Source organism: Arthrobacter sp. TS-15 (assembly GCF_006964045.1).
In the GTDB taxonomy this organism is placed as follows: Bacteria; Actinomycetota; Actinomycetes; order Actinomycetales; family Micrococcaceae; genus Arthrobacter.
This window is the reverse complement of sequence record NZ_SDXQ01000037.1, coordinates 1-18,423: the sequence shown is the minus strand read 5'-3', so window position 1 is coordinate 18,423 and position 18,423 is coordinate 1. Positions and strand designations below refer to the sequence as shown.

Below are 18,423 nucleotides of genomic sequence, written 5' to 3'. Positions count from 1 at the left end.
GTGGTAGAAACGAAGGGGCGCAAAGCCAACCCCGAAGCCCGGATGGCGCTCCTGGATCACCTCAAGGAGCTGCGCAACCGGCTCTTCAAGGCTGCAATCGGCGTCATCGTGGGGACCGTGGTGGGCTTCATCGTCTACCAGCCCCTCCTGGAAGCATTGATCAAGCCGATCAAGGACCTCAACGAAAAGGAGGGACGGGCTGCCACACTGAACTTTGATGGCGTGGCCAGTTCCTTCGACCTCATGGTCCAGGTTTCGGTCTTCCTCGGCGTCATCCTTTCCAGCCCTGTCTGGATCTACCAGCTGTGGGCCTTCATTGTCCCCGGACTCCACAAGAAGGAGCGGCGTCTTGCGCTGTCCTTCGTGGCAGCTGCGGTACCGCTGTTCATCGGTGGTGTGCTGCTTGCGTGGCTTGTGCTCCCCAACGCCGTGCGGGTGCTGACCGATTTCACCCCGGTGGGCGGTTCAAACTTCATCAGCGCTGAAATTTATTTGGCCTTTGTCCTCCGGCTCCTGCTGGCCTTTGGTATCGCCTTCCTTATACCCGTGGTCCTGGTGGGGTTGAACCTTGCTGGAATCATCAAGGGCAAGCAACTCATCAAGAGTTGGCGAATCACTATTTTCCTGGTGTGCCTGTTCGCTGCGATGGCCGCTCCGGGGGCCGACGCTATGAGCATGTTCTATCTCGCTGCCCCCATGCTGATCCTGTTCTTCGCGGCAATCGGTATTTGCGTGCTGAATGACAGGCGCCGTGAGCGCAGGGCCATCAAGCGCGCCGCTGAGACTGAAGCCACGGCAGACATCGCAACCCCGGCCTCGGATCTGGAGAATCTCTAGACCTTGGCCCACTAGGCTTGATGCATGTCCTCCATTTCCGGGTCTTCATCTCCATCAGACCGTTACCAGGCGGCAGCCCAGCGGGCGGCTGAGTCAAAAACTTACCTTGGAGCGTTCGCCCGCTCCCTGGACTTCGAACTGGACGACTTCCAACGCGAAGCGTGCAGGTCGCTTCAGGAGGGCCGCGGCGTCCTTGTAGCAGCTCCCACCGGCGCTGGAAAGACGATCGTTGGCGAGTTTGCGATCTATTTGGCGTTGGAACGGGGACTCAAAGCCTTTTACACCACTCCCATCAAGGCATTAAGCAACCAGAAGTACTCGGAACTGGCCGCGAAATACGGTGCGGCCAACGTTGGTCTGCTGACGGGCGACACCACCATCAATGGCGAAGCTCCTGTGGTGGTTATGACCACCGAAGTCCTTCGGAACATGCTCTACGCCGATTCTGAAACTTTGGGAGACCTGGGCTATGTGGTGATGGACGAAGTCCACTACCTGGCCGACCGTTTCCGCGGCGCAGTGTGGGAAGAGGTCATCATCCATTTGCCCAGCGAAGTGCAGGTTGCCTCGCTGAGTGCCACAGTGTCCAACGCCGAAGAGTTCGGCGCCTGGTTGGACACTGTGCGGGGCGATACAGACGTGATCGTTTCCGAGCACCGCCCTGTGCCCCTCTGGCAGCACGTCATGGTGGGACGGGAGATAGTGGATCTCTTTGCCGGTGACACCTCTTTTGACGAAATCGCGCCCCAAGCCCCGGGAGCACAGGAAACGGAGGTGCCTGACCTCTCCGATGCAGAAGAGGTCATGGCCGAGCCCACCACCTCGGATCGCCGGCGCGTCTCATCCAAGCGCTCATCAGCCGTCACGGCTCGTCAGGCAGTTACCGGCCCCGAGTTCGAGGTCAACCCGGACCTGCTGGCCATGGCCCGTTCGGAAAGCCGAATGAGCATGAATGGACGGTTTGGACACGGCGGCAGGAGCCGCCGTCGTCAGGACCGCTATCGCGACGAGCGGCAACAGTCAGAGCAGCGTAGTCCAGTCCGCAAGGCAAGCCGTCCCCAGGTGATCGAGAGCCTCAGGCGCCAGGACCTCTTGCCTGCCATCACGTTTATTTTCTCCAGGGCCGGTTGTGACGCAGCCGTAGCGCAGTGTGCAGCATCAGGCCTCTGGCTGACCACCGAGCAGGAACAACAGATCATCGCCCAGCGGGTGGACGAGGCCAGCCACGAGATTCCGGCTGACGACCTCGATGTCCTCGGGTTCTGGGGTTGGCGGGACGGGCTCATCAGGGGCCTCGCTGCCCACCACGCGGGCATGCTTCCAACCTTCAAGGAAGTGGTGGAGAAGCTCTTTGCCGACGGCCTGGTCAAGGCTGTGTTCGCCACCGAAACGTTGGCTCTTGGTGTCAACATGCCAGCGCGCTGCGTGGTGCTTGAAAAGCTGGAAAAGTTCAACGGGGAATCTCACGTCAACATCACGGCGGGGGAGTACACCCAACTCACCGGGCGTGCCGGACGTCGCGGCATCGACGTCGAAGGCCATGCCGTGGTGCTTTGGCAGCCGGGTACAGACCCCGCCGCAGTGGCCGGACTGGCCTCCCGACGCACCTATCCGTTGAACTCCAGTTTCCGTCCTACGTACAACATGAGCATCAACCTGATTGCCCAGTTCGGACGGGTCCGGGCACGTGAGATCCTCGAATCCTCTTTTGCCCAGTTCCAAGCTGACCGATCCGTTGTTGGACTTGCCCGGCAGGTGCGTGGGCGTGAAGAGTCGCTGGCAGGCTACGCCAAATCCATGCAGTGCCACTTGGGCGACTTCACAGAATACGGCAAGCTCCGGCGCGAACTCAGCGATGCTGAGAATTTCGCCGCCCGCGACCACCAACGCGCCCGGAAGTCCCATGTTGCTGATTCCCTCACGCGATTAATTCCCGGCGATGTGATCAGCATTTACAGCGGCCGGCTCGCGGGACACGCTGTGGTGCTGGAGGTGGACCGGAATGCGCGTGAACCGCGGCCCTCGGTGCTCACCTCCGACAACCAGCTGCGACGCATCGGCGTCCACGACCTCGATGGCCCGGTGTCTCCGGTGACGCGTATCCGCATCCCGAAGTCCTTCAACGCCAAGGTTCCCAAGGCGCGCCGGGACCTCGCTTCATCCATGCGGCACGCCATCAGCGAAGACGCTCCCCACAGCCGGCGTAACAGCAGGCACGAAGACTTTGGTCTCGGAGCCCGCCTGCCGGATCAGGAAAAGAAGATCGCGGATCTTCGGCGGGCGCTGAGGGCCCATCCTTGCCATGGCTGCAGCGAACGCGAAGACCACGCACGGTGGTCGGAGCGTTGGTGGAAGCTGCGCCGGGAGACCGACGGGCTGGTCCGCCAAATCCAAAGCAGGACCAACACTATTGCCAAGACGTTCGACCGTGTGTGCGATGTTCTTTCGGTTTACGGATACCTGGAAACGAACGACGCCGGACACGTCACCATAAGTGCCGACGGACAGAGGCTTCGCCGGATCTACGGCGAGAAGGACCTGCTCATTTCCCAGACAGTTCGTCGCGGCGCCATCGACGACCTCGACGCTGCTGAACTGGCCGCTCTGGCGAGCACCTTGGTGTACCAGGCCAAACGGGAAGACCGCGGGCTGCGGCCCAAGATGCCTTCTGTGTCACTGGAATCGGCCGTCGACATCGTTATCCGCGAGTGGTCCCAACTCGAAGATACTGAGGAACGCAACAGGCTGCCTTTGACCGGCGAACCGGAACTTGGACTGGTGTGGCCCATGTACAAGTGGGCCAGAGGCCGCCACCTTCAGGACGTGCTGAGCGGCACCGACCTCGCAGCCGGAGACTTTGTACGGTGGGCCAAGCAAGTGGTGGACCTCCTTGACCAGCTGGCCAAGATCCCGCAGCTGGACCCACGTGTGGCACGCATATGCCGGGAATCAATTGATGTGGTCCGCCGCGGTGTGGTGGCCTACTCCACGGTGGCTTAGCCCACCTTCCCCGAAAGACAGCTTTCCATGTTCAAGGAGCAGAACGCATGAACCAGCCAGGCGCGCCAACCGGCCCGGACCGCAACACCACGGGCCGCAAGGTCACTATGTACAGAAATGGTTCGATCTATACTGCGGCAGATCCCTTTGCCACAGCCATGGTGGTGGACGGCGATACCGTTGCCTGGGTGGGCTCCGAGCAGGCCGCGACGTCCATTGCCGACTCGTCCATGGAGATCATCGACCTCCGGGGCGCCCTCCTTGCTCCGGGCTTTGTCGACTCCCATGCACACCTGACGGAGACGGGCCTTGCCCTGTCGGGACTGCAGCTGGACGCGGTCCGCTCATCGAGGGAATTGCTCGACGTCGTTGCCTCCGCCGGCGGCACTGGTCCAGTGCTGGGCCATGGTTGGGATGAAACGACGTGGAACGATCCCAGCCTCCCAACGTTGGAAGNNCGCCGGCGGACGGCACGTCTACCTCTCACGCATCGACGTCCATTCAGCCCTCGTTTCGGCCTCGCTTGCTGCGGCAGCTGGGCTTACCACCTTGGACGGCTTTTCCGGGGAAGCCCGCGTGGTCCGGGCAGCACATACGGCCGCCCGCCTCACTGCCAGGAATTTCCAGGAGCCGGACCGGCGAAGCTACCAGGAATCGGCGCTGCAGGAAGCAGCTTCCCACGGCTACGTTGCCATGGCCGAGATGTCCGCACCTCACATTTGCGGGCCTGAGGACCTGAGAATGGCCACGTCCTGGAACGAGCTCGCGAACATGCCGGAGGTTCTCCCTTACTGGGGCGAGCTTGCCGCCTCACAGGAGCAAGCGCAGGCCATTCTGGATAGCTTGGGCACCAAGGTGCTGGGCCTCGCTGGTGACCTCAACATGGACGGCTCAATCGGATCCCGCACGGCGGCCCTCGCAGAGGATTACTCCGATGCCGGCGGTCAACGCGGGAGTTTGTACCTTTCAGTGGACGAGGCCGCCAACCACCTTGTAGCCACGTCGCTGCTGGGGATCCAAGCCGGCTTCCACGTCATAGGTGATGCCGGTCTGGGCGCTGTGCTGGACGCCTTTGACGCCGCAGCGGCCGAGGTGGGGGAGCAGCGTATCCGGGCAGCCGGCCACAGACTCGAACACGTGGAAATGGCCGACCAGTCCGCCATCGATCGTTTGGCCAAGTACTCCGTGTCGGTCAGTGTTCAGCCTGTTTTCGACGCCTTATGGGGTGCTGCAGGTGGTCTCTACGAGCAGCGTTTGGGTGCCCGCAGCCAGAAGATGAATCCGTTTGCTTCCTTTTACGCGAGCGGCGTCCCCATAGCCTTCGGAAGCGATAGCCCGGTAACCCCCCTCCGCCCGTGGGCGAGCGTTCGAGCCTGCTTGGAGCACAGCAACCCGGAACAGAGAATTTCGGCTCGTGCCGCTTTCCTGGGGCACACGCGGGCGGGGTGGCGGGCTACCAAGCACCGGAACCCCCTCATGGGGCAGCTGGTACCAGGCGCTCCGGCGAGTTTCGCCGTGTGGGAAGTGGATGAACTGATGGTCCAGGTGGCTGATAGCCGGGTGCAGTCATGGAGCACGGATCCCCGCGCTCGGACGCCGCTCTTGCCGGCCCTGGACACCGGCAGCGACCCCCGTTGCCTACAAACCGTCCGGGAGGGACACGAATTGTTCGCCCACGAGTCACTGCGGGTCTGATGTCCGCGGCGACGAAAGCGTGGCCTGTGTCTGTCATCACAGCCGCCAAATGCGTCCCCGCCGTCGTCCTATAATGGAGAGTTGCGCCAGATTGCAAGCCGCCAGGCTGCTCAGGCGCACTGACCGCTCCATCAAGGAAAGGCCTCTTCTTGCGTGTCTTGACGATCATTCCCACCTACAACGAGCTGGAATCGCTCCCCGTGACATTGGGACGGTTGCGCGCAGCAGTGCCGCACTCCGATGTCCTGGTGGTCGACGACAACAGTCCTGACGGCACGGGAAAGCTTGCCGACGACTTCGCAGCAGAGGACAGCCAGGTGCATGTCCTTCACCGCAAAGGGAAGGAAGGCCTTGGAGCTGCCTACATCGCAGGCTTCAAGTGGGGACTGGCCGCAGGCTATGACGTCCTGGTGGAAATGGATGCCGACGGTTCGCACAAGCCGGAGCAGTTGCCTCTTCTGCTCAAGGCCGTGGAGGACGGGGCAGATCTTGCCATGGGCTCCCGGTGGGTTCCAGGTGGCAGCGTAGTTAACTGGCCGCTCTACCGCCAGGCAATCTCCCGCATCGGCAGCACCTACGCCCGCATTATGCTGGGCGTCAAGATCAAGGACGTCACCGGGGGCTACCGAGCCTTCCGACGCAGCACGCTGGAAGCGTTGAACCTGGAGGAGGTGGAGTCCGTTGGTTATGGCTTCCAGGTGGATCTTGCATGGCGCGTGGCCAAGCTTGGGCTCCGCATCGAAGAGCGCCCCATCACGTTTGTCGAGCGAGAGCTCGGTGCATCGAAGATGAGCGGCAACATCGTGGTTGAGGCAATGATCAACGTCACCAAATGGGGACTCGCAGCCCGGTGGGCAAAGCTCACCCGCAAGTCATCGGCAGAAGCTAAGTAACCCCAACACGCAACTCCACACTTTCAGAACACAGAAAGGCCGGGTCCGGCTCCCGTGAGGGATTCCGGACCCGGCCTTTCTGCTGACAGTCTGTGACCGTCTAGGCGGAGCGGCGCTCTCCGCGGCGCTCACGCAGGATGTTCAGACGATCCTCAAGGATCTGTTCGAGCTCGGGAAGGCTGCGGCGTTCCAGAAGCATGTCCCAGTGGGTGCGGACAGCTTTCTCGTTGGCATCCACAGGACGCTCGCCATCAACCAGCAGCGCTTCTTTGCCGGTCTTGGATACCCAAACGGGGGGAATTTCGGCTTCGGAGGAGAAGGTTACGAAGACCTGCTCGCCATCCTCGCAACGGTACTCGACCCGCTGGCGCGGTGCCGGTTCAACGCCGGATTCTGTTTCCATGCTTTGGGCGCCAAGACGCATACCCCGCAGGCTGCGATCGCTCATGATTACTCCCTCTGTCTGTTCGCGGAGCAGGAACCCCGCGCTAGCCGTAAGCCGTTTTCACGTCCCTTACGGACTACTTCTGCACACCTTGCATCACTAATTGCAACGCCTGGCCAAGCTTTTATGTTCCATCCACGCTGAACCAGCCGGACAAATATCCCATTATACGCGGATCTTCGCCCACTACTCAAAAGAAGGAACAAACAACGAGCGGCCAGCCTGGATGGCTGACCGCTCGGAGGCGTTGCGATTGGCGTTATTCAGCAGGCCGTGGCTGCTGGGGTGTTCCCGCTGGCTCGGACGTCCTGGCCTCTTCAGCACCGCCGAAGAGCCCGACGGGGGAGTCCCCGTTGTTACCTCCAAGCGCACCGCCGATGCCCTTGAGTGCCTCGCCGACTTCACTGGGAATGATCCAGAGCTTGTTCGAGCTTCCCTCAGCGATCTTGGGAAGCGTCTGCAAGTACTGGTACGCAAGGAGCTTCTGGTCCGGGTTGCCCTTGTGAATGGCATCGAAGACCTTCTGAATGGCCTGGGCTTCACCGTCAGCCCTCAGGATGGCCGCCTTCGCATCACCTTCAGCCGCGAGGATGGCAGCTTGCCGCTGGCCTTCGGCGGTAAGGATCTGCGACTGCTTGGTGCCTTCGGCAGTCAGGATGGCTGCACGACGATCACGCTCAGCGCGCATCTGCTTTTCCATCGAGTCCTGAATGGAGTGGGGCGGATCAATCGCCTTCAACTCCACACGGGACACGCGAATGCCCCAGCGACCCGTTGCTTCGTCCAGGACACCACGCAGTTGACCATTGATCTGATCGCGGGATGTGAGTGCTTCTTCAAGGTTGAGCCCGCCCACCACATTACGAAGTGTGGTGGTGGTCAGCTGTTCCACAGCCTGGATGTAGTTGGCGATCTCGTAGGTTGCGGCCCGGGGATCGGTAACTTGGAAGTAGACAACGGTGTCGATCGAGACCACCAAGTTGTCCTCGGTGATGACCGGCTGAGGCGGGAACGACACTACTTGCTCGCGGAGGTCGAGCAACGGCAGGAGCCGGTCGACGAACGGGATCAGGATGGTCAGTCCCGGGTTGAGTGTCCGCTGATACTTGCCGAGGCGTTCAACGACGCCGGCACGTGCCTGCGGGATGATCCTCACCGAACGGACCAACACGATGATGACAAAAATGACGAGAACAATCAGCACAATTGCTGCTGCTGTTCCTCCTAAGCCGTCCATACATCTCCTTCATTCCCCAATTGCGTGGTTTGATGCGGCTGAACGCGGGCAGGCTGCCCGCATCGGCAACCGCTGAACTTATGGGCGCGCTTTAGCGCGGGCTGTTCTCGGCGGGCGAGGCTACTACCGCCGTCGCACCGTCAATCCGTGTGACCTGGACTGTTGCACCGGCATCAAGAACGCCGGCCGTGCTGCGGGCGCTCCACACGTCGCCGCCGATCTTGACCAGTCCGCTGGTTCCGCTCACGGCTTCGATGACGAGGGCGGACTGACCGATGAGTCGGTCGATATTGCTGCGCTGTTCCGCAGGCCCCTTATGCAGGTGCTTCATGGCAACAGGCCGGACAAAGACAATCATCAGGAGGGAGACCACGGAGAAAATCACGATCTGAAGCCAGAAATCGGCTCCCGCGAAGTCGGCGATCAGCCCGGCCAGGGCTCCGCCGCCCAGCATGATGAAAAAGAGGTCGAGGGTAAGCATCTCCACCACTGCGAACGCGAGGAAGACTGTGAGCCAGAGAGCCCACCAATTCTCGCCGAGCCATTCGAACATCATTTCCCCCTTGGTCCCGGATCCCGCGGGCGGGATCACAGTCGCTGTTCCTCCATCCTAGCCCGACGTTCCGTCCCACGTCAGGACACGGCGAATTCGCTGATCCGGAACTTCGCAGTGGCGGCCACTGAACCTTCCACAGCGGCCAACTCCGCCAACTCTTCGCGCTGCACGTGGTGTCCGGCCGGACCCATGTAGGCGAGGTCGGCCACCTCCGGGCCGCTCAGTGTCAGGGGAAGGTCGAGGTTTTGGCTGGTGCCGGAGTCGAAATATTCCCGCATGGAGTCCACCAGCCGCTCCTCTTTGCCATCCTCAATGCTGAGCATGCCTGCCCGGGCTGCGATCTCGGCAAGGTGGCCGGGCCGGGGCGTCACAACGATCAACGAGCCGCCCGGCCGAAGCACCCTGGCAAACTCTGCGGGGTTTCGCGGTGCGAAAACTACCGTGACAACGTCCGCGGTGTTGTCCATCATGGGCAGCGGACGCCAGATGTCCCATACCAGGTTGGCTGCTTCCGGATTGAGCCGGGCGGCACGCCTCAGCGCGAATTTGGAGATGTCCACACCGATTCCTGATGCCCCGGACCGCTCAAGGACCGCCCGCAGGTAGTGGCCTGTGCCAGTACCTGCGTCGAGAACCACGGCCCCGGGGCGCTGAAGTGATCCGGTAGCCGCTGCTGCTACAGCCTGCGCGAGTCCGGAGTAGTGCCCTGCGTCCAGAAACCTGTACCGCGCGGCAACCATATCTGCCGAGTCCGCTTCGAAGACCGTGCCTTTGCCCGTCAGCAGGTTGAAGTAGCCCTGTTTTGCGGCGTCGAACTGGTGCCCGGCCTCACAGACGAGGGTTTGTTGGTGGCCCTGACTGAGCTGGAGCGCCCCTTGGCAAACAGGACAACGGAGGGCAGCAACGGCATCGGACAACATGGCTCCAATCCTACGGCGGCCGGAGTGTCTAGGGCCTGGGGCCGAAGTGCCGGGCTAGGCTCACCATCGTGAAACCCGAGCAACTGCATCTGCTGAACTCCGTATCCGCCCCGGCAATCCACCCCGATGGCACCAAGGCGGTGGTTTCCGTCACGCGGCCGGATTTTGATGCTGACAGTTATGTGGGTCAGTTGTGGAGCATTCCCTTGGACACCACCAAGTATTCGCGACGCATCACACGAGGATTCAGGGACAGTTCCCCGGCGTTCTCCCCGGACGGCCTTGTTCTTGCCTTCCTGAGGTGCGATCCGGACGGTAAGCCGCAACTCTTTGTCGTGGAAGCCGCAGGTGGCGAGCCGCAGCAGATCACCGAGCAGCACGCGGGCGTAGGTGGGTTCGTGTGGGCACCTGATTCCCACCGCATTGTGTTCCAATCCCGGGTGCCGGAACAAGGACGCTACGGAACTATGGATGGGGTCACCTCCGGCGGAGAAGACGCCCGATTGATCACCGCCAACCAGTACCGGATGAACGGCATCGGCTACACCGCTGACCAGCGCCAGCAGTTGTTTGTGGTCGAAGTGCCGGAACTGGGCGGCGAGCCGGCAGTCGCTGCGAGGGGTAGGGCTGCGCACGAACAGCCCGCACTTGAGATGACAGGACTTCCCTCTGCACGGCAGGTCACTTTTGGTGACTCAGACCATGAGTCACCATGCTTTTCAGCCGACGGCACCCGCCTCTACTTCGTCGCCGCCCTCCATGAAGGACACGACGACGATCTTGTCACCTCCGTCTATCGGGTGGACGCCGACGGCGGCCAGCCAACCGCCGTCGAACCTTCCAACAAGAGCCTGCAGACCGTCACGGCTGTGCGCCCCTCCACGGATGGCCAGTGGCTCTTTTACACCGCGCAGGACCTGGGTGACACCGGCAAGGACTTCGTGGCCCGGAACGCGGTTCTGTACGCCATGCCCATTGCTGGGGGAGAAGCGGTGGCGCTGACCGACGTCGAGCATTTGGATGTGTCGGGACCGCTGGAGCCCAGCGGTCCCGACAGCGTTCTGGTTCTGAATACAGCGCTGGGAAGCGTCGAGCTGCTCGATGTCACCGCAGTTGGCGGGATCACACCCCTGGTTCATGGTGCCAAGGTGGTTACCGGGGCCACAGTGGCGGCAAACGGCGAAATGGCCGTGAGTTTCTCGGACGCCTCCACAGTGGGGGACGTCGCCTCCCTGGAACGCGGCGAGATCCGCCTCCTCACGGACTTCTCCGCACCCTTGCGCAACAACTCCCGGGTGGTGGAGCCCTTGGATTTCGATGCCGAATCCGCCGATGGGCACCCTGTGCACGGTTGGGTGGTGTTCCCTGACGGACCTGGTCCCCACCCCGTCCTCCTCTCCATCCACGGCGGCCCTTTCGCCCAATACACCGGTGCTTTCTTTGACGAAGCCCAGGTCTATGCTGCTGCCGGTTACGCCGTTGTGATGTGTAATCCACGCGGGTCATCCGGCTACGGACAAGCCCACGGCCGTGCCGTCAAGGAGCGCATGGGGACTGTGGACATGCAGGACGTGCTGGCATTCCTGGACTCAGCGTTGGCCTCGTTTGCCGCCTTGGATAAGGAACGCGTGGGAATCATGGGTGGCTCCTACGGCGGCTATCTCACCGCCTGGACCATCGCGCACGACCACCGGTTCAAAGGCGCGATCGTGGAGCGCGGTTTCCTGGACCCCGTCAGCTTTGCAGGTTCAGCTGACATCGGCTGGTTCTTCGGGACCGAATACACCGGAGGAACAGCGGAACAAATGGAGGCTCAAAGTCCCATGGCCGTAGTCTCAAGTGTCGATACACCCACCCTGGTCATTCACAGCGAGAACGATCTTCGGTGCCCCATCGAACAGGGCCAGCGCTACTACTCGCATCTGAAGGCGAAGGGAGTGGACACCTCCTTGCTGATCTTCCCCGGCGAGGATCACGAGTTGTCACGGTCCGGCACCCCCCATCACCGAAGGCAACGCTTCGAGCACATCCTCCGCTGGTGGGCACGGTACCTCCCCACCGAGGTCAATAACCTGGATGACTAGCCGGAGTCAGCGAAAGAATCCAAGCGCCCGGCGAGCCTCGTCAATCTCCGGAGCAGACCAGCGCGCCGAGTGCTCGGCATTGCTGGATAACGATCGCAGTTCGGCCCGGTCCAGGTAAAGGATGCCGTGAAGGTGATCCGTTTCGTGCTGCACAATGCGGGCCTGCCACCCTGAATACCAGGCTTCCGTGGACTCGCCCGTTGGACTGGTGTAGCGCAATTCCACGTTCCGGTGACGGGTCACTACCGCCTGATACCCGCTGACCGAGAGGCACCCCTCATAGAACGAGGCGGTCTCGGTTCCGAGCGGGCGGTACTGCGGGTTGACGATGGCCAGGAATTCCAGCTGCTCCCGGTGACGCACGGCAGCTGACTCCGGTTCCACCGGGTATTTGTCCTCCAGTACGGCCACTTGCAATGGGATGCCCAGTTGGGGAGCTGCCAAACCGACTCCCGGTGCGGCATGCATGACAGCCCTCATCTGCTCAATGAAAGCCGCCAACTCCGCATCGTCGAGCTGGCCTTCGTATGGCGCTGCCAGCTGACGCAATACGGGGTGTCCGGCCTGAACAATGGGCGGAAGCCCCTCCGTATCCAGCAACCGGCGAACAGCGTCACGAATGCGGATCGGGTTGTAGTCCGTGGCAGGGCTCGTGGCCCCCGGATGAGGTTGGTGCGTCATACAGTGAGCCTAACGCTCCACAAGGCGTTCCCGAGTTGGGCTAGGCTCAATGGATGATCGATTCCACCCCTTTGGATTGTGTACTCGGGTTCGTTCGAACGGTGGAAGCCGGCGGCGGGGCCGCTGAAATCCGACCCTTCCTGGCGGACGATTTCAAGCTCACCGAGTGGCCGCATGCTCTGTCCAAAACCGGCTCAACGCGGAACCTTGCCGAGACCCTGGCCGGCGCCGACCACAGCAAGGACATCGTTTCCGATCAGAAGTTTGAGGTGGTCCGGACAACGAGCCAGGACAACCGTGTGGTGCTGGAAATGAACTGGTCTGCCACCTTGCTGCTTGACCTTCCACACTGGGACCGTGGCGATACCATCCGAGCCAGGAGCACTGCTGTCTTTGAGCTTCGGGACGGGTTGATCACCAGCCAGGATACGTACGACTGCTATTACACAACCCCCGAATAGCCCAGCCCCGGAGCACCTAACGCATGGTGAAGCGTCGCTCCACCAGCCCTGAAATTGCCGGCATGTCCAAGGCCATTGCGAAAGCTGCATTCCTGACTGACATCACGTAAGGCGGGAGAGGTCTTCCCAGAGCCATGTTGAGTCCAGCCTGGCGCGATGCGCGGCGCGCCGCCTTTCTGCGGGACTTCTCAAAGTCCGCTAGGTCGGGCCCGACGTCGGCACCGCGGAAAGAAGCATCGATGATCGGGGCCAGCGCCGCAGCATCCAACCAGCCAAGGTTCATGCCCTGCCCTCCGATGGGGCTGATTTCGTGGGCTGCGTCCCCCAACAGCACCACTCTGCCGTGAACCATGAGTTGAGCCAGGCGCGACCGTACTTCGAAGGCGCTGAGCATCGAGTTGCCGGGAACATGGAGCACCTCACCGGTCCTGGCCAGGACCAAGTCGGCCAGCTTATCCGCCGTCGGGTTCTTTTCCGGCGAGCCCAGCCTCACCACCCATCTGCGGAGACCTTGTGGCAGGGGGAAGGACTCCACGATTCCGGCAGGCTCCAAGTACAGCACCGCATCGGAGCCATGGCCGGTGGCATCCGGGAAATCGCCCATAATGTAGCAGTCCGGATAGCCCCGTGCCTGCAAACCCGGCAGGTAATGGCGGCGAATGGCTGAGTGCGCGCCGTCGGCAGCCACCACCAGCTGGCTTCTGAACTCCTGAACGCCGCCAAGACAATTCGCAACGGTACGCACGGAGCCGCGTTCTTCCGCAACCTCCCGAACATGGGCACCCCGGACAATGGCTCCGACGTCCAGATCATGCACCGCCAGCTCCAACGTCTCCTCAGTGACCGTCTGCGGCACAGCCAGAATGTAGGGATAGCGGGCATCTCCGTCGAACCCGAGTTCGGCCACCCTGCGCCTCTGACTGTAAGCGACACCCCGATTGATGCGGACACCGGCTGCTATCAGATGGTCCGCAACACCTGCGCGCGCCAGCTCCGCCAGTGCCGGCGGGTGAATTCCGATAGCCCGCGAACGGTTGCTCCTGCTGCTCCGGCGCTCAAGGATCCGGACCTGATGCCCCTGCTGAAGCAACAGCACGCCCATGAACAGCCCTACCGGCCCGGCACCAACGATCACGACGTCAGTCACGATCATCCTCGAGCGCACGGACGAGCAAGTGGTGCCACGGGCCGTTTCTCTCAACCGACCACGAGGCCGGAACGGCAGCTCTTAGTTCCTCCGCGGTGTAACTGCGCCTGATGGACGTCAAGCCATCACCACAGATGTATGAGCCCACACCCAAAGGCCAGAAGCCTGCCATGAACAGCATGTATGCGATGTTGCTTCGGTTGAGATCGTTATGCAGGCACAGCCCCCGGCTCAGCGACTCGGAATCGTGAAGGACCTCCGCAAGCTGCCCTGGGTCGAGGTGATGAAGGATGTGGTTGGAGATGACGACGTCGAACTTCCGGCCGTCAGCGACGAGCTCGGAACTGTGGGCATTGAGGTACACGACCCCCTCCACTGGAGGCTTGCGGGACGCAAAGGTGAAGGCCCTCTCGTCCGGATCGATTGCCGTCACCGTAAGCCGGAATCCGTCCCGCCGGGCCCACCGAACCAGGCTCCGGGCTACGTCGCCGCTGCCACACCCGATGTCCAGCACCGAAACCGCACTGTGCTCGGCCAGCAACGGAAGGAGACGTTGACGATACGTCCCGTGCCATCCCGACAGCAAGGCGTTCACCACCGGGAAGCGCGCATAAGTCCTGTAGAGGCGTGTGGGGTCGCAATCGGCCCTGTCCATCTCCTCGACGGCTTTCACATCCCTGACCCGCAGGGACCCAAATGGACTCACAGAGCAGGGGAGACCAGCGTGAAGAGTCCCGTTTCCACCGTCAGACCCGGGCCGAATGCCATGGAGCAGATCCGTTCCTCATGTTCGGCTGCTGCCCTCTCCAACATGTACTTGAGGACGAACAACACCGTGGCGCTGCTCATGTTGCCGTATTCCCGTAAAGTCTCCCGGGCCGGGACCAGCTGCTCCTGCGTCAGTTCCAGTTTTGACTCGACTTTGTCCAGGATGCTTCGGCCGCCAGGGTGTATGGCCCAGTGGGTAATATCTCGGTAGGGCAAGCCATCCAACGATGGCTCTTTGGCGAGCAGTGGCGCCAAGGCACCGGTGATGTGTTCTTCAATGATGTGCGGAACGTACGATCCCAAGACCATTTCGAATCCTTCGTCCCCAATGTTCCAGGCCATGGCTTCCTCGCCCACCGGCGTCAGGACCGTTTCGAAGTGATCGAGCCGGATGGCCGGTTCCGGCCCTTGCAGCTCCCGGGCACTTACGACCGCGGCCGCCGCGCCATCACCGAAAATCGCCGATCCCATGATGGTGTCGGGATCGTTCGACGTCCTCACATGCAGGGAACAGAGTTCTACGCAGATCACCAGGACAACCGCTGTGGGGTCTGCAACGCAGAACTGCTTGGCTGCTTTGAGGGCAGGGAAGGCCGCGTAGCAGCCCATGAATCCCAGGTGGTACCGCTGCACGGCAGGATTGAGGCCTAAAGCGCGGACCACCTTGTAGTCAGGACCGGGGTTGAAGAAACCGGTGCAGGACACCGTGATCACGTGGGTGATGTCATCAAGATCTATACCCGGCGCCTGGGCCACTGCAGCTTTGCCGGCCTCGACGAACAACTTGGTGGCTTCGGTTGCGAAGATCTCATTCCGGACCTTGGTGCTGGGGCTGAGGACCTGGTTGGTTTCGGGGTCAAAAAACTGCGGATTTTCGGGGTGCGCATCTAGGCTGAGTTCGGCTACGGCGGTGTATCGGGTGTCTATGGCTGCTGAGTCGAAGCATGTGCTGACTAGTCGGGTTCCCAGCCGTGTCAGTCCGGGCTGTGATGCGAAGACGTCTCGGGCTTGCTGCTGGACAAGGATGGTTTGCGGAACTGCGGTTTCAAGGGACCTCATGTATACCGGCATGCTTCATTCTTAGCGAGTAAACCTTGGAAGACAATGGCAGAATCGAAGCTACTGGCCGAGGCTGGTCAGTGTGAGCCAGGCGACGCCGACGAGGGACTGTTTTGCAGCGCCGCCTAACAGATGGAGAAATCATGACTATTGCCGCGAGCACGGACACACAATCTCCGGGGTCCCACGTTGCGGATACCCACGATCTGATCCGGGTCCAAGGTGCACGTGAAAACAACCTCAAAGACATCAGCATCGAAATCCCGAAGCGCCGGCTCACTGTCTTCACAGGCGTCTCCGGCTCCGGGAAGAGTTCACTGGTTTTTGCCACTATCGCGGCAGAGTCACAACGCATGATCAACGAAACCTATAGTGCCTTTGTGCAGGGTTTCATGCCCTCCCTGGCCCGCCCCGACGTCGATGTCCTTGAAGGTTTGACCACCGCGATCATTGTGGACCAGGAACGGATGGGCTCCAACCCGCGCTCCACAGTGGGTACCGCAACAGACGCCAATGCCATGCTGCGGATCCTGTTCAGCCGCCTCGGCCAACCCCACATCGGCTCACCCAACGCCTACTCTTTCAATGTTCCCACGGTGAAGGCGAGTGGCGCCATCACCGTCGAACGCGGCGAAGGCAAAACGAAGACCGAGAAGGCCTCGTTCAATCGCCTGGGCGGAATGTGTTCCCGATGTGAGGGCATGGGGGCGGTCAATGACTTTGATCTCACGGCCCTCTATGACGACTCCAAGTCCTTGAGCGAAGGCGCGCTCACCATTCCCGGATACACCATGGATGGCTGGTACGGGCGAATCTTCAGCGGCTCAGGGTTCTTCAACATGGACAAACCCATTGCCAAATTCACCAAGAAGGAACTCCACGATCTCCTGTACCGGGAGCCCACCAAGATCAAAGTGGAGGGCATCAACCTCACCTACGAAGGCGTCATCCCCAAGATCCAGAAGTCGATGCTCAGCAAGGACGTAGACGCCCTGCAGCCCCACATCCGCGCGTTTGTGGAGCGTGCCATCACCTTCACCACGTGCCCGGAATGCGAAGGTACACGCCTTAGCCCCGAAGCCCGGTCCTCCAAGATCAACGGCAAGAGCATCGCCGACGTCTGCACTATGCAGATCAGCGACCTCGCAGGCTGGGTCCGCTCGCTGGATGAACCCTCCGTTGCTCCATTACTGAAGGGCCTCCAGCACCTTCTGGATTCCTTCACCGGAATTGGTTTGGGTTATCTGTCCCTTGACCGGCCGGCCGGCACGTTGTCCGGGGGAGAGGCCCAGCGGACCAAGATGATCCGCCATCTGGGTTCATCACTCACCGATATCACTTACGTCTTTGACGAACCCACCATAGGCCTTCACCCCCACGACATCGAGCGCATGAACCAACTGCTGCTACAGCTTCGGGACAAGGGCAACACTGTGCTGGTGGTCGAACACAAGCCGGAGACGATCGCGATTGCCGACCACGTGGTTGACCTTGGGCCCGGTGCCGGTACCGGAGGCGGCACAGTATGTTTTGAGGGCGACCTCGAGGGATTGCGGGGGAGCGACACCATCACGGGACGCCATCTGGACGACCGGGCGGCCATCAAGGACAGCTTTCGTTCCGCTACGGGCCACATGGAAATCCGGGACGCCTCAACGAACAACCTCAAGAACGTCGACGTCGACATCCCCCTTGGCGTTCATTGTGTCCTCACCGGGGTGGCCGGCTCCGGCAAGAGTTCCCTGATTCATGGTTCCGTAGCCAAGCGGGACGGCGTCCTCGTGATCGATCAGGGTGCCATTCGGGGCTCGCGCAGGAGTAATCCCGCCACGTATACCGGACTGCTGGAACCTATCCGAAAGGCATTCGCCAAAGCCAATGGCGTTAAGCCGGCGCTCTTTAGTTCGAACTCCGAAGGCGCCTGCCCCACGTGCAATGGTGCAGGTGTCATCTACACGGATCTCGGCGTCATGGCCACCGTTGAATCACCCTGTGAAGAATGTGAAGGAAAGCGCTTCCAGGCGGCTGTTCTTGAGTATCAGTTGGGGGGCCGGAATATTGCAGAGGTGCTTGCAATGTCTGTAGATGAGGCGGAAGTCTTTTTCAGCGAGGGGGGGGCCCGAACCCCGGCTGCCCACAAAATTCTCGATCGCCTTGCCGACGTTGGGCTCGGTTACCTAACACTCGGCCAGCCCCTCACCACACTGTCCGGCGGTGAGCGCCAGCGACTCAAGTTGGCCACGCAAATGTCTGAAAAAGGTGACATTTACATTCTCGACGAGCCAACCACCGGCTTGCACCTGGCCGATGTCCAGAACCTGCTGGGCATGCTGGATCGACTGGTGGAGTCGGGAAAATCAGTGATTGTGATCGAACACCACCAAGCTGTAATGGCACACGCGGACTGGATCATAGATCTCGGACCTGGCGCGGGTCACGACGGCGGCACGATCGTTTTCGCCGGAACGCCCGCAGAGCTTGTGGCCGGGAAATCGACGCTGACCGGCAAACACCTGGCAGCGTACGTAGGCGCCTGACACCTCCGCGAGCTGCCGGCTGGCATAGAACCCGCTGGCCGGCAGCTACTTCTACTCCCGCGCTTTGAACGCCGATAATCTACATTATGTCGCGTTGTAATGA

General features: G+C 61.4%; 14 protein-coding genes and 1 pseudogene. 7 read left to right on the top strand and 8 right to left on the bottom strand.

The genetic code is table 11. From position 1 onward, the window contains the following. The 4 genes and pseudogenes from tatC (at position 1) to EU811_RS15060 (ending at position 6,425) form a co-directional block, all read left to right on the top strand. Positions 1-837: a twin-arginine translocase subunit TatC gene (gene tatC, locus EU811_RS15075; RefSeq protein WP_142939154.1), complete on the top strand. Its 837-nt coding sequence runs from the start codon at positions 1-3 to the stop codon at positions 835-837. 24 nt (positions 838-861) lie between these two features. Then, entirely contained in the window at positions 862-3,837 is a 2,976-nt protein-coding gene (locus EU811_RS15070; RefSeq protein WP_142939153.1) for a DEAD/DEAH box helicase, read from the top strand. Between the two features lie 47 nt (positions 3,838-3,884). After that, positions 3,885-5,532: pseudogene (locus tag EU811_RS15065) on the top strand (amidohydrolase). Between the two features lie 149 nt (positions 5,533-5,681). After that, positions 5,682-6,425: a polyprenol monophosphomannose synthase gene (locus EU811_RS15060; protein WP_142939152.1), complete on the top strand. Its 744-nt coding sequence runs from the start codon at positions 5,682-5,684 to the stop codon at positions 6,423-6,425. Between the two features lie 100 nt (positions 6,426-6,525). Here EU811_RS15060 and EU811_RS15055 read toward each other — a convergent pair whose 3' ends face one another. The 4 genes from EU811_RS15055 to EU811_RS15040 form a co-directional block, all read right to left on the bottom strand. Further along, positions 6,526-6,873, bottom strand: coding sequence for an RNA polymerase-binding protein RbpA (locus tag EU811_RS15055; protein ID WP_011774875.1), 348 nt, complete (start codon positions 6,871-6,873; stop codon positions 6,526-6,528). A 256-nt stretch (positions 6,874-7,129) separates the two neighbouring features. Further along, positions 7,130-8,107, bottom strand: a complete 978-nt coding sequence (locus tag EU811_RS15050; protein WP_142939151.1) for an SPFH domain-containing protein — start codon at positions 8,105-8,107, stop codon at positions 7,130-7,132. 91 nt (positions 8,108-8,198) lie between these two features. Continuing rightward, positions 8,199-8,660: an NfeD family protein gene (locus EU811_RS15045; protein WP_105691804.1), complete on the bottom strand. Its 462-nt coding sequence runs from the start codon at positions 8,658-8,660 to the stop codon at positions 8,199-8,201. Between the two features lie 80 nt (positions 8,661-8,740). Further along, complete coding sequence (locus EU811_RS15040; protein WP_142939150.1) at positions 8,741-9,583, bottom strand: putative RNA methyltransferase; 843 nt, start codon at positions 9,581-9,583, stop codon at positions 8,741-8,743. A gap of 68 nt (positions 9,584-9,651) precedes the next feature. On the opposite strand from EU811_RS15040, the gene EU811_RS15035 reads away from it, so the two are divergent. Continuing rightward, positions 9,652-11,667 carry a S9 family peptidase gene (locus EU811_RS15035; RefSeq protein ID WP_142939149.1) on the top strand — a complete coding sequence of 672 codons (2,016 nt, stop codon included), beginning with the start codon at positions 9,652-9,654 and terminating at the stop codon, positions 11,665-11,667. Positions 11,668-11,673: 6 nt separating this feature from the next. Here the strand turns inward: EU811_RS15035 and EU811_RS15030 are convergent, their stop codons facing one another. After that, on the bottom strand, positions 11,674-12,348 hold the full coding sequence (locus tag EU811_RS15030) for a peptide deformylase (protein ID WP_142939148.1): 675 nt from the start codon (positions 12,346-12,348) through the stop codon (positions 11,674-11,676). Positions 12,349-12,401: 53 nt separating this feature from the next. On the opposite strand from EU811_RS15030, the gene EU811_RS15025 reads away from it, so the two are divergent. Beyond that, a complete protein-coding gene (locus EU811_RS15025; protein ID WP_142939147.1) occupies positions 12,402-12,809 on the top strand; it encodes a nuclear transport factor 2 family protein in 408 nt (135 codons plus the stop codon). 16 nt (positions 12,810-12,825) lie between these two features. Here EU811_RS15025 and EU811_RS15020 read toward each other — a convergent pair whose 3' ends face one another. The 3 genes from EU811_RS15020 to EU811_RS15010 are packed head-to-tail and all read right to left on the bottom strand — an operon-like array spanning position 12,826 to position 15,795. Further along, positions 12,826-13,956, bottom strand: coding sequence for an FAD-dependent oxidoreductase (locus tag EU811_RS15020; RefSeq protein ID WP_142939146.1), 1,131 nt, complete (start codon positions 13,954-13,956; stop codon positions 12,826-12,828). Beyond that, a complete protein-coding gene (locus EU811_RS15015; RefSeq protein ID WP_142939145.1) occupies positions 13,949-14,662 on the bottom strand; it encodes a class I SAM-dependent methyltransferase in 714 nt (237 codons plus the stop codon). Before EU811_RS15015 ends, EU811_RS15020 begins: the two co-directional genes overlap by 8 nt. Further along, positions 14,659-15,795, bottom strand: coding sequence for a type III polyketide synthase (locus tag EU811_RS15010; protein ID WP_142939144.1), 1,137 nt, complete (start codon positions 15,793-15,795; stop codon positions 14,659-14,661). Before EU811_RS15010 ends, EU811_RS15015 begins: the two co-directional genes overlap by 4 nt. Positions 15,796-15,926: 131 nt before the next feature. On the opposite strand from EU811_RS15010, the gene EU811_RS15005 reads away from it, so the two are divergent. Beyond that, a complete protein-coding gene (locus tag EU811_RS15005; RefSeq protein ID WP_187697205.1) occupies positions 15,927-18,320 on the top strand; it encodes an ATP-binding cassette domain-containing protein in 2,394 nt (797 codons plus the stop codon). Positions 18,321-18,423 lie beyond the last annotated feature (103 nt).

Coding starts and splice junctions, on each gene's coding strand:
- EU811_RS15005 (WP_187697205.1), top strand. CDS start 15,927: ATGACTATTGCCGCGAGCACGGACACACAATCTCCGGGGTCCCACGTT.
- EU811_RS15050 (WP_142939151.1), bottom strand. CDS start 8,107: ATGGACGGCTTAGGAGGAACAGCAGCAGCAATTGTGCTGATTGTTCTC.
- EU811_RS15055 (WP_011774875.1), bottom strand. CDS start 6,873: ATGAGCGATCGCAGCCTGCGGGGTATGCGTCTTGGCGCCCAAAGCATG.
- EU811_RS15045 (WP_105691804.1), bottom strand. CDS start 8,660: ATGTTCGAATGGCTCGGCGAGAATTGGTGGGCTCTCTGGCTCACAGTC.
- EU811_RS15070 (WP_142939153.1), top strand. CDS start 862: ATGTCCTCCATTTCCGGGTCTTCATCTCCATCAGACCGTTACCAGGCG.
- EU811_RS15025 (WP_142939147.1), top strand. CDS start 12,402: ATGATCGATTCCACCCCTTTGGATTGTGTACTCGGGTTCGTTCGAACG.
- EU811_RS15010 (WP_142939144.1), bottom strand. CDS start 15,795: ATGCCGGTATACATGAGGTCCCTTGAAACCGCAGTTCCGCAAACCATC.
- EU811_RS15030 (WP_142939148.1), bottom strand. CDS start 12,348: ATGACGCACCAACCTCATCCGGGGGCCACGAGCCCTGCCACGGACTAC.
- EU811_RS15040 (WP_142939150.1), bottom strand. CDS start 9,583: ATGTTGTCCGATGCCGTTGCTGCCCTCCGTTGTCCTGTTTGCCAAGGG.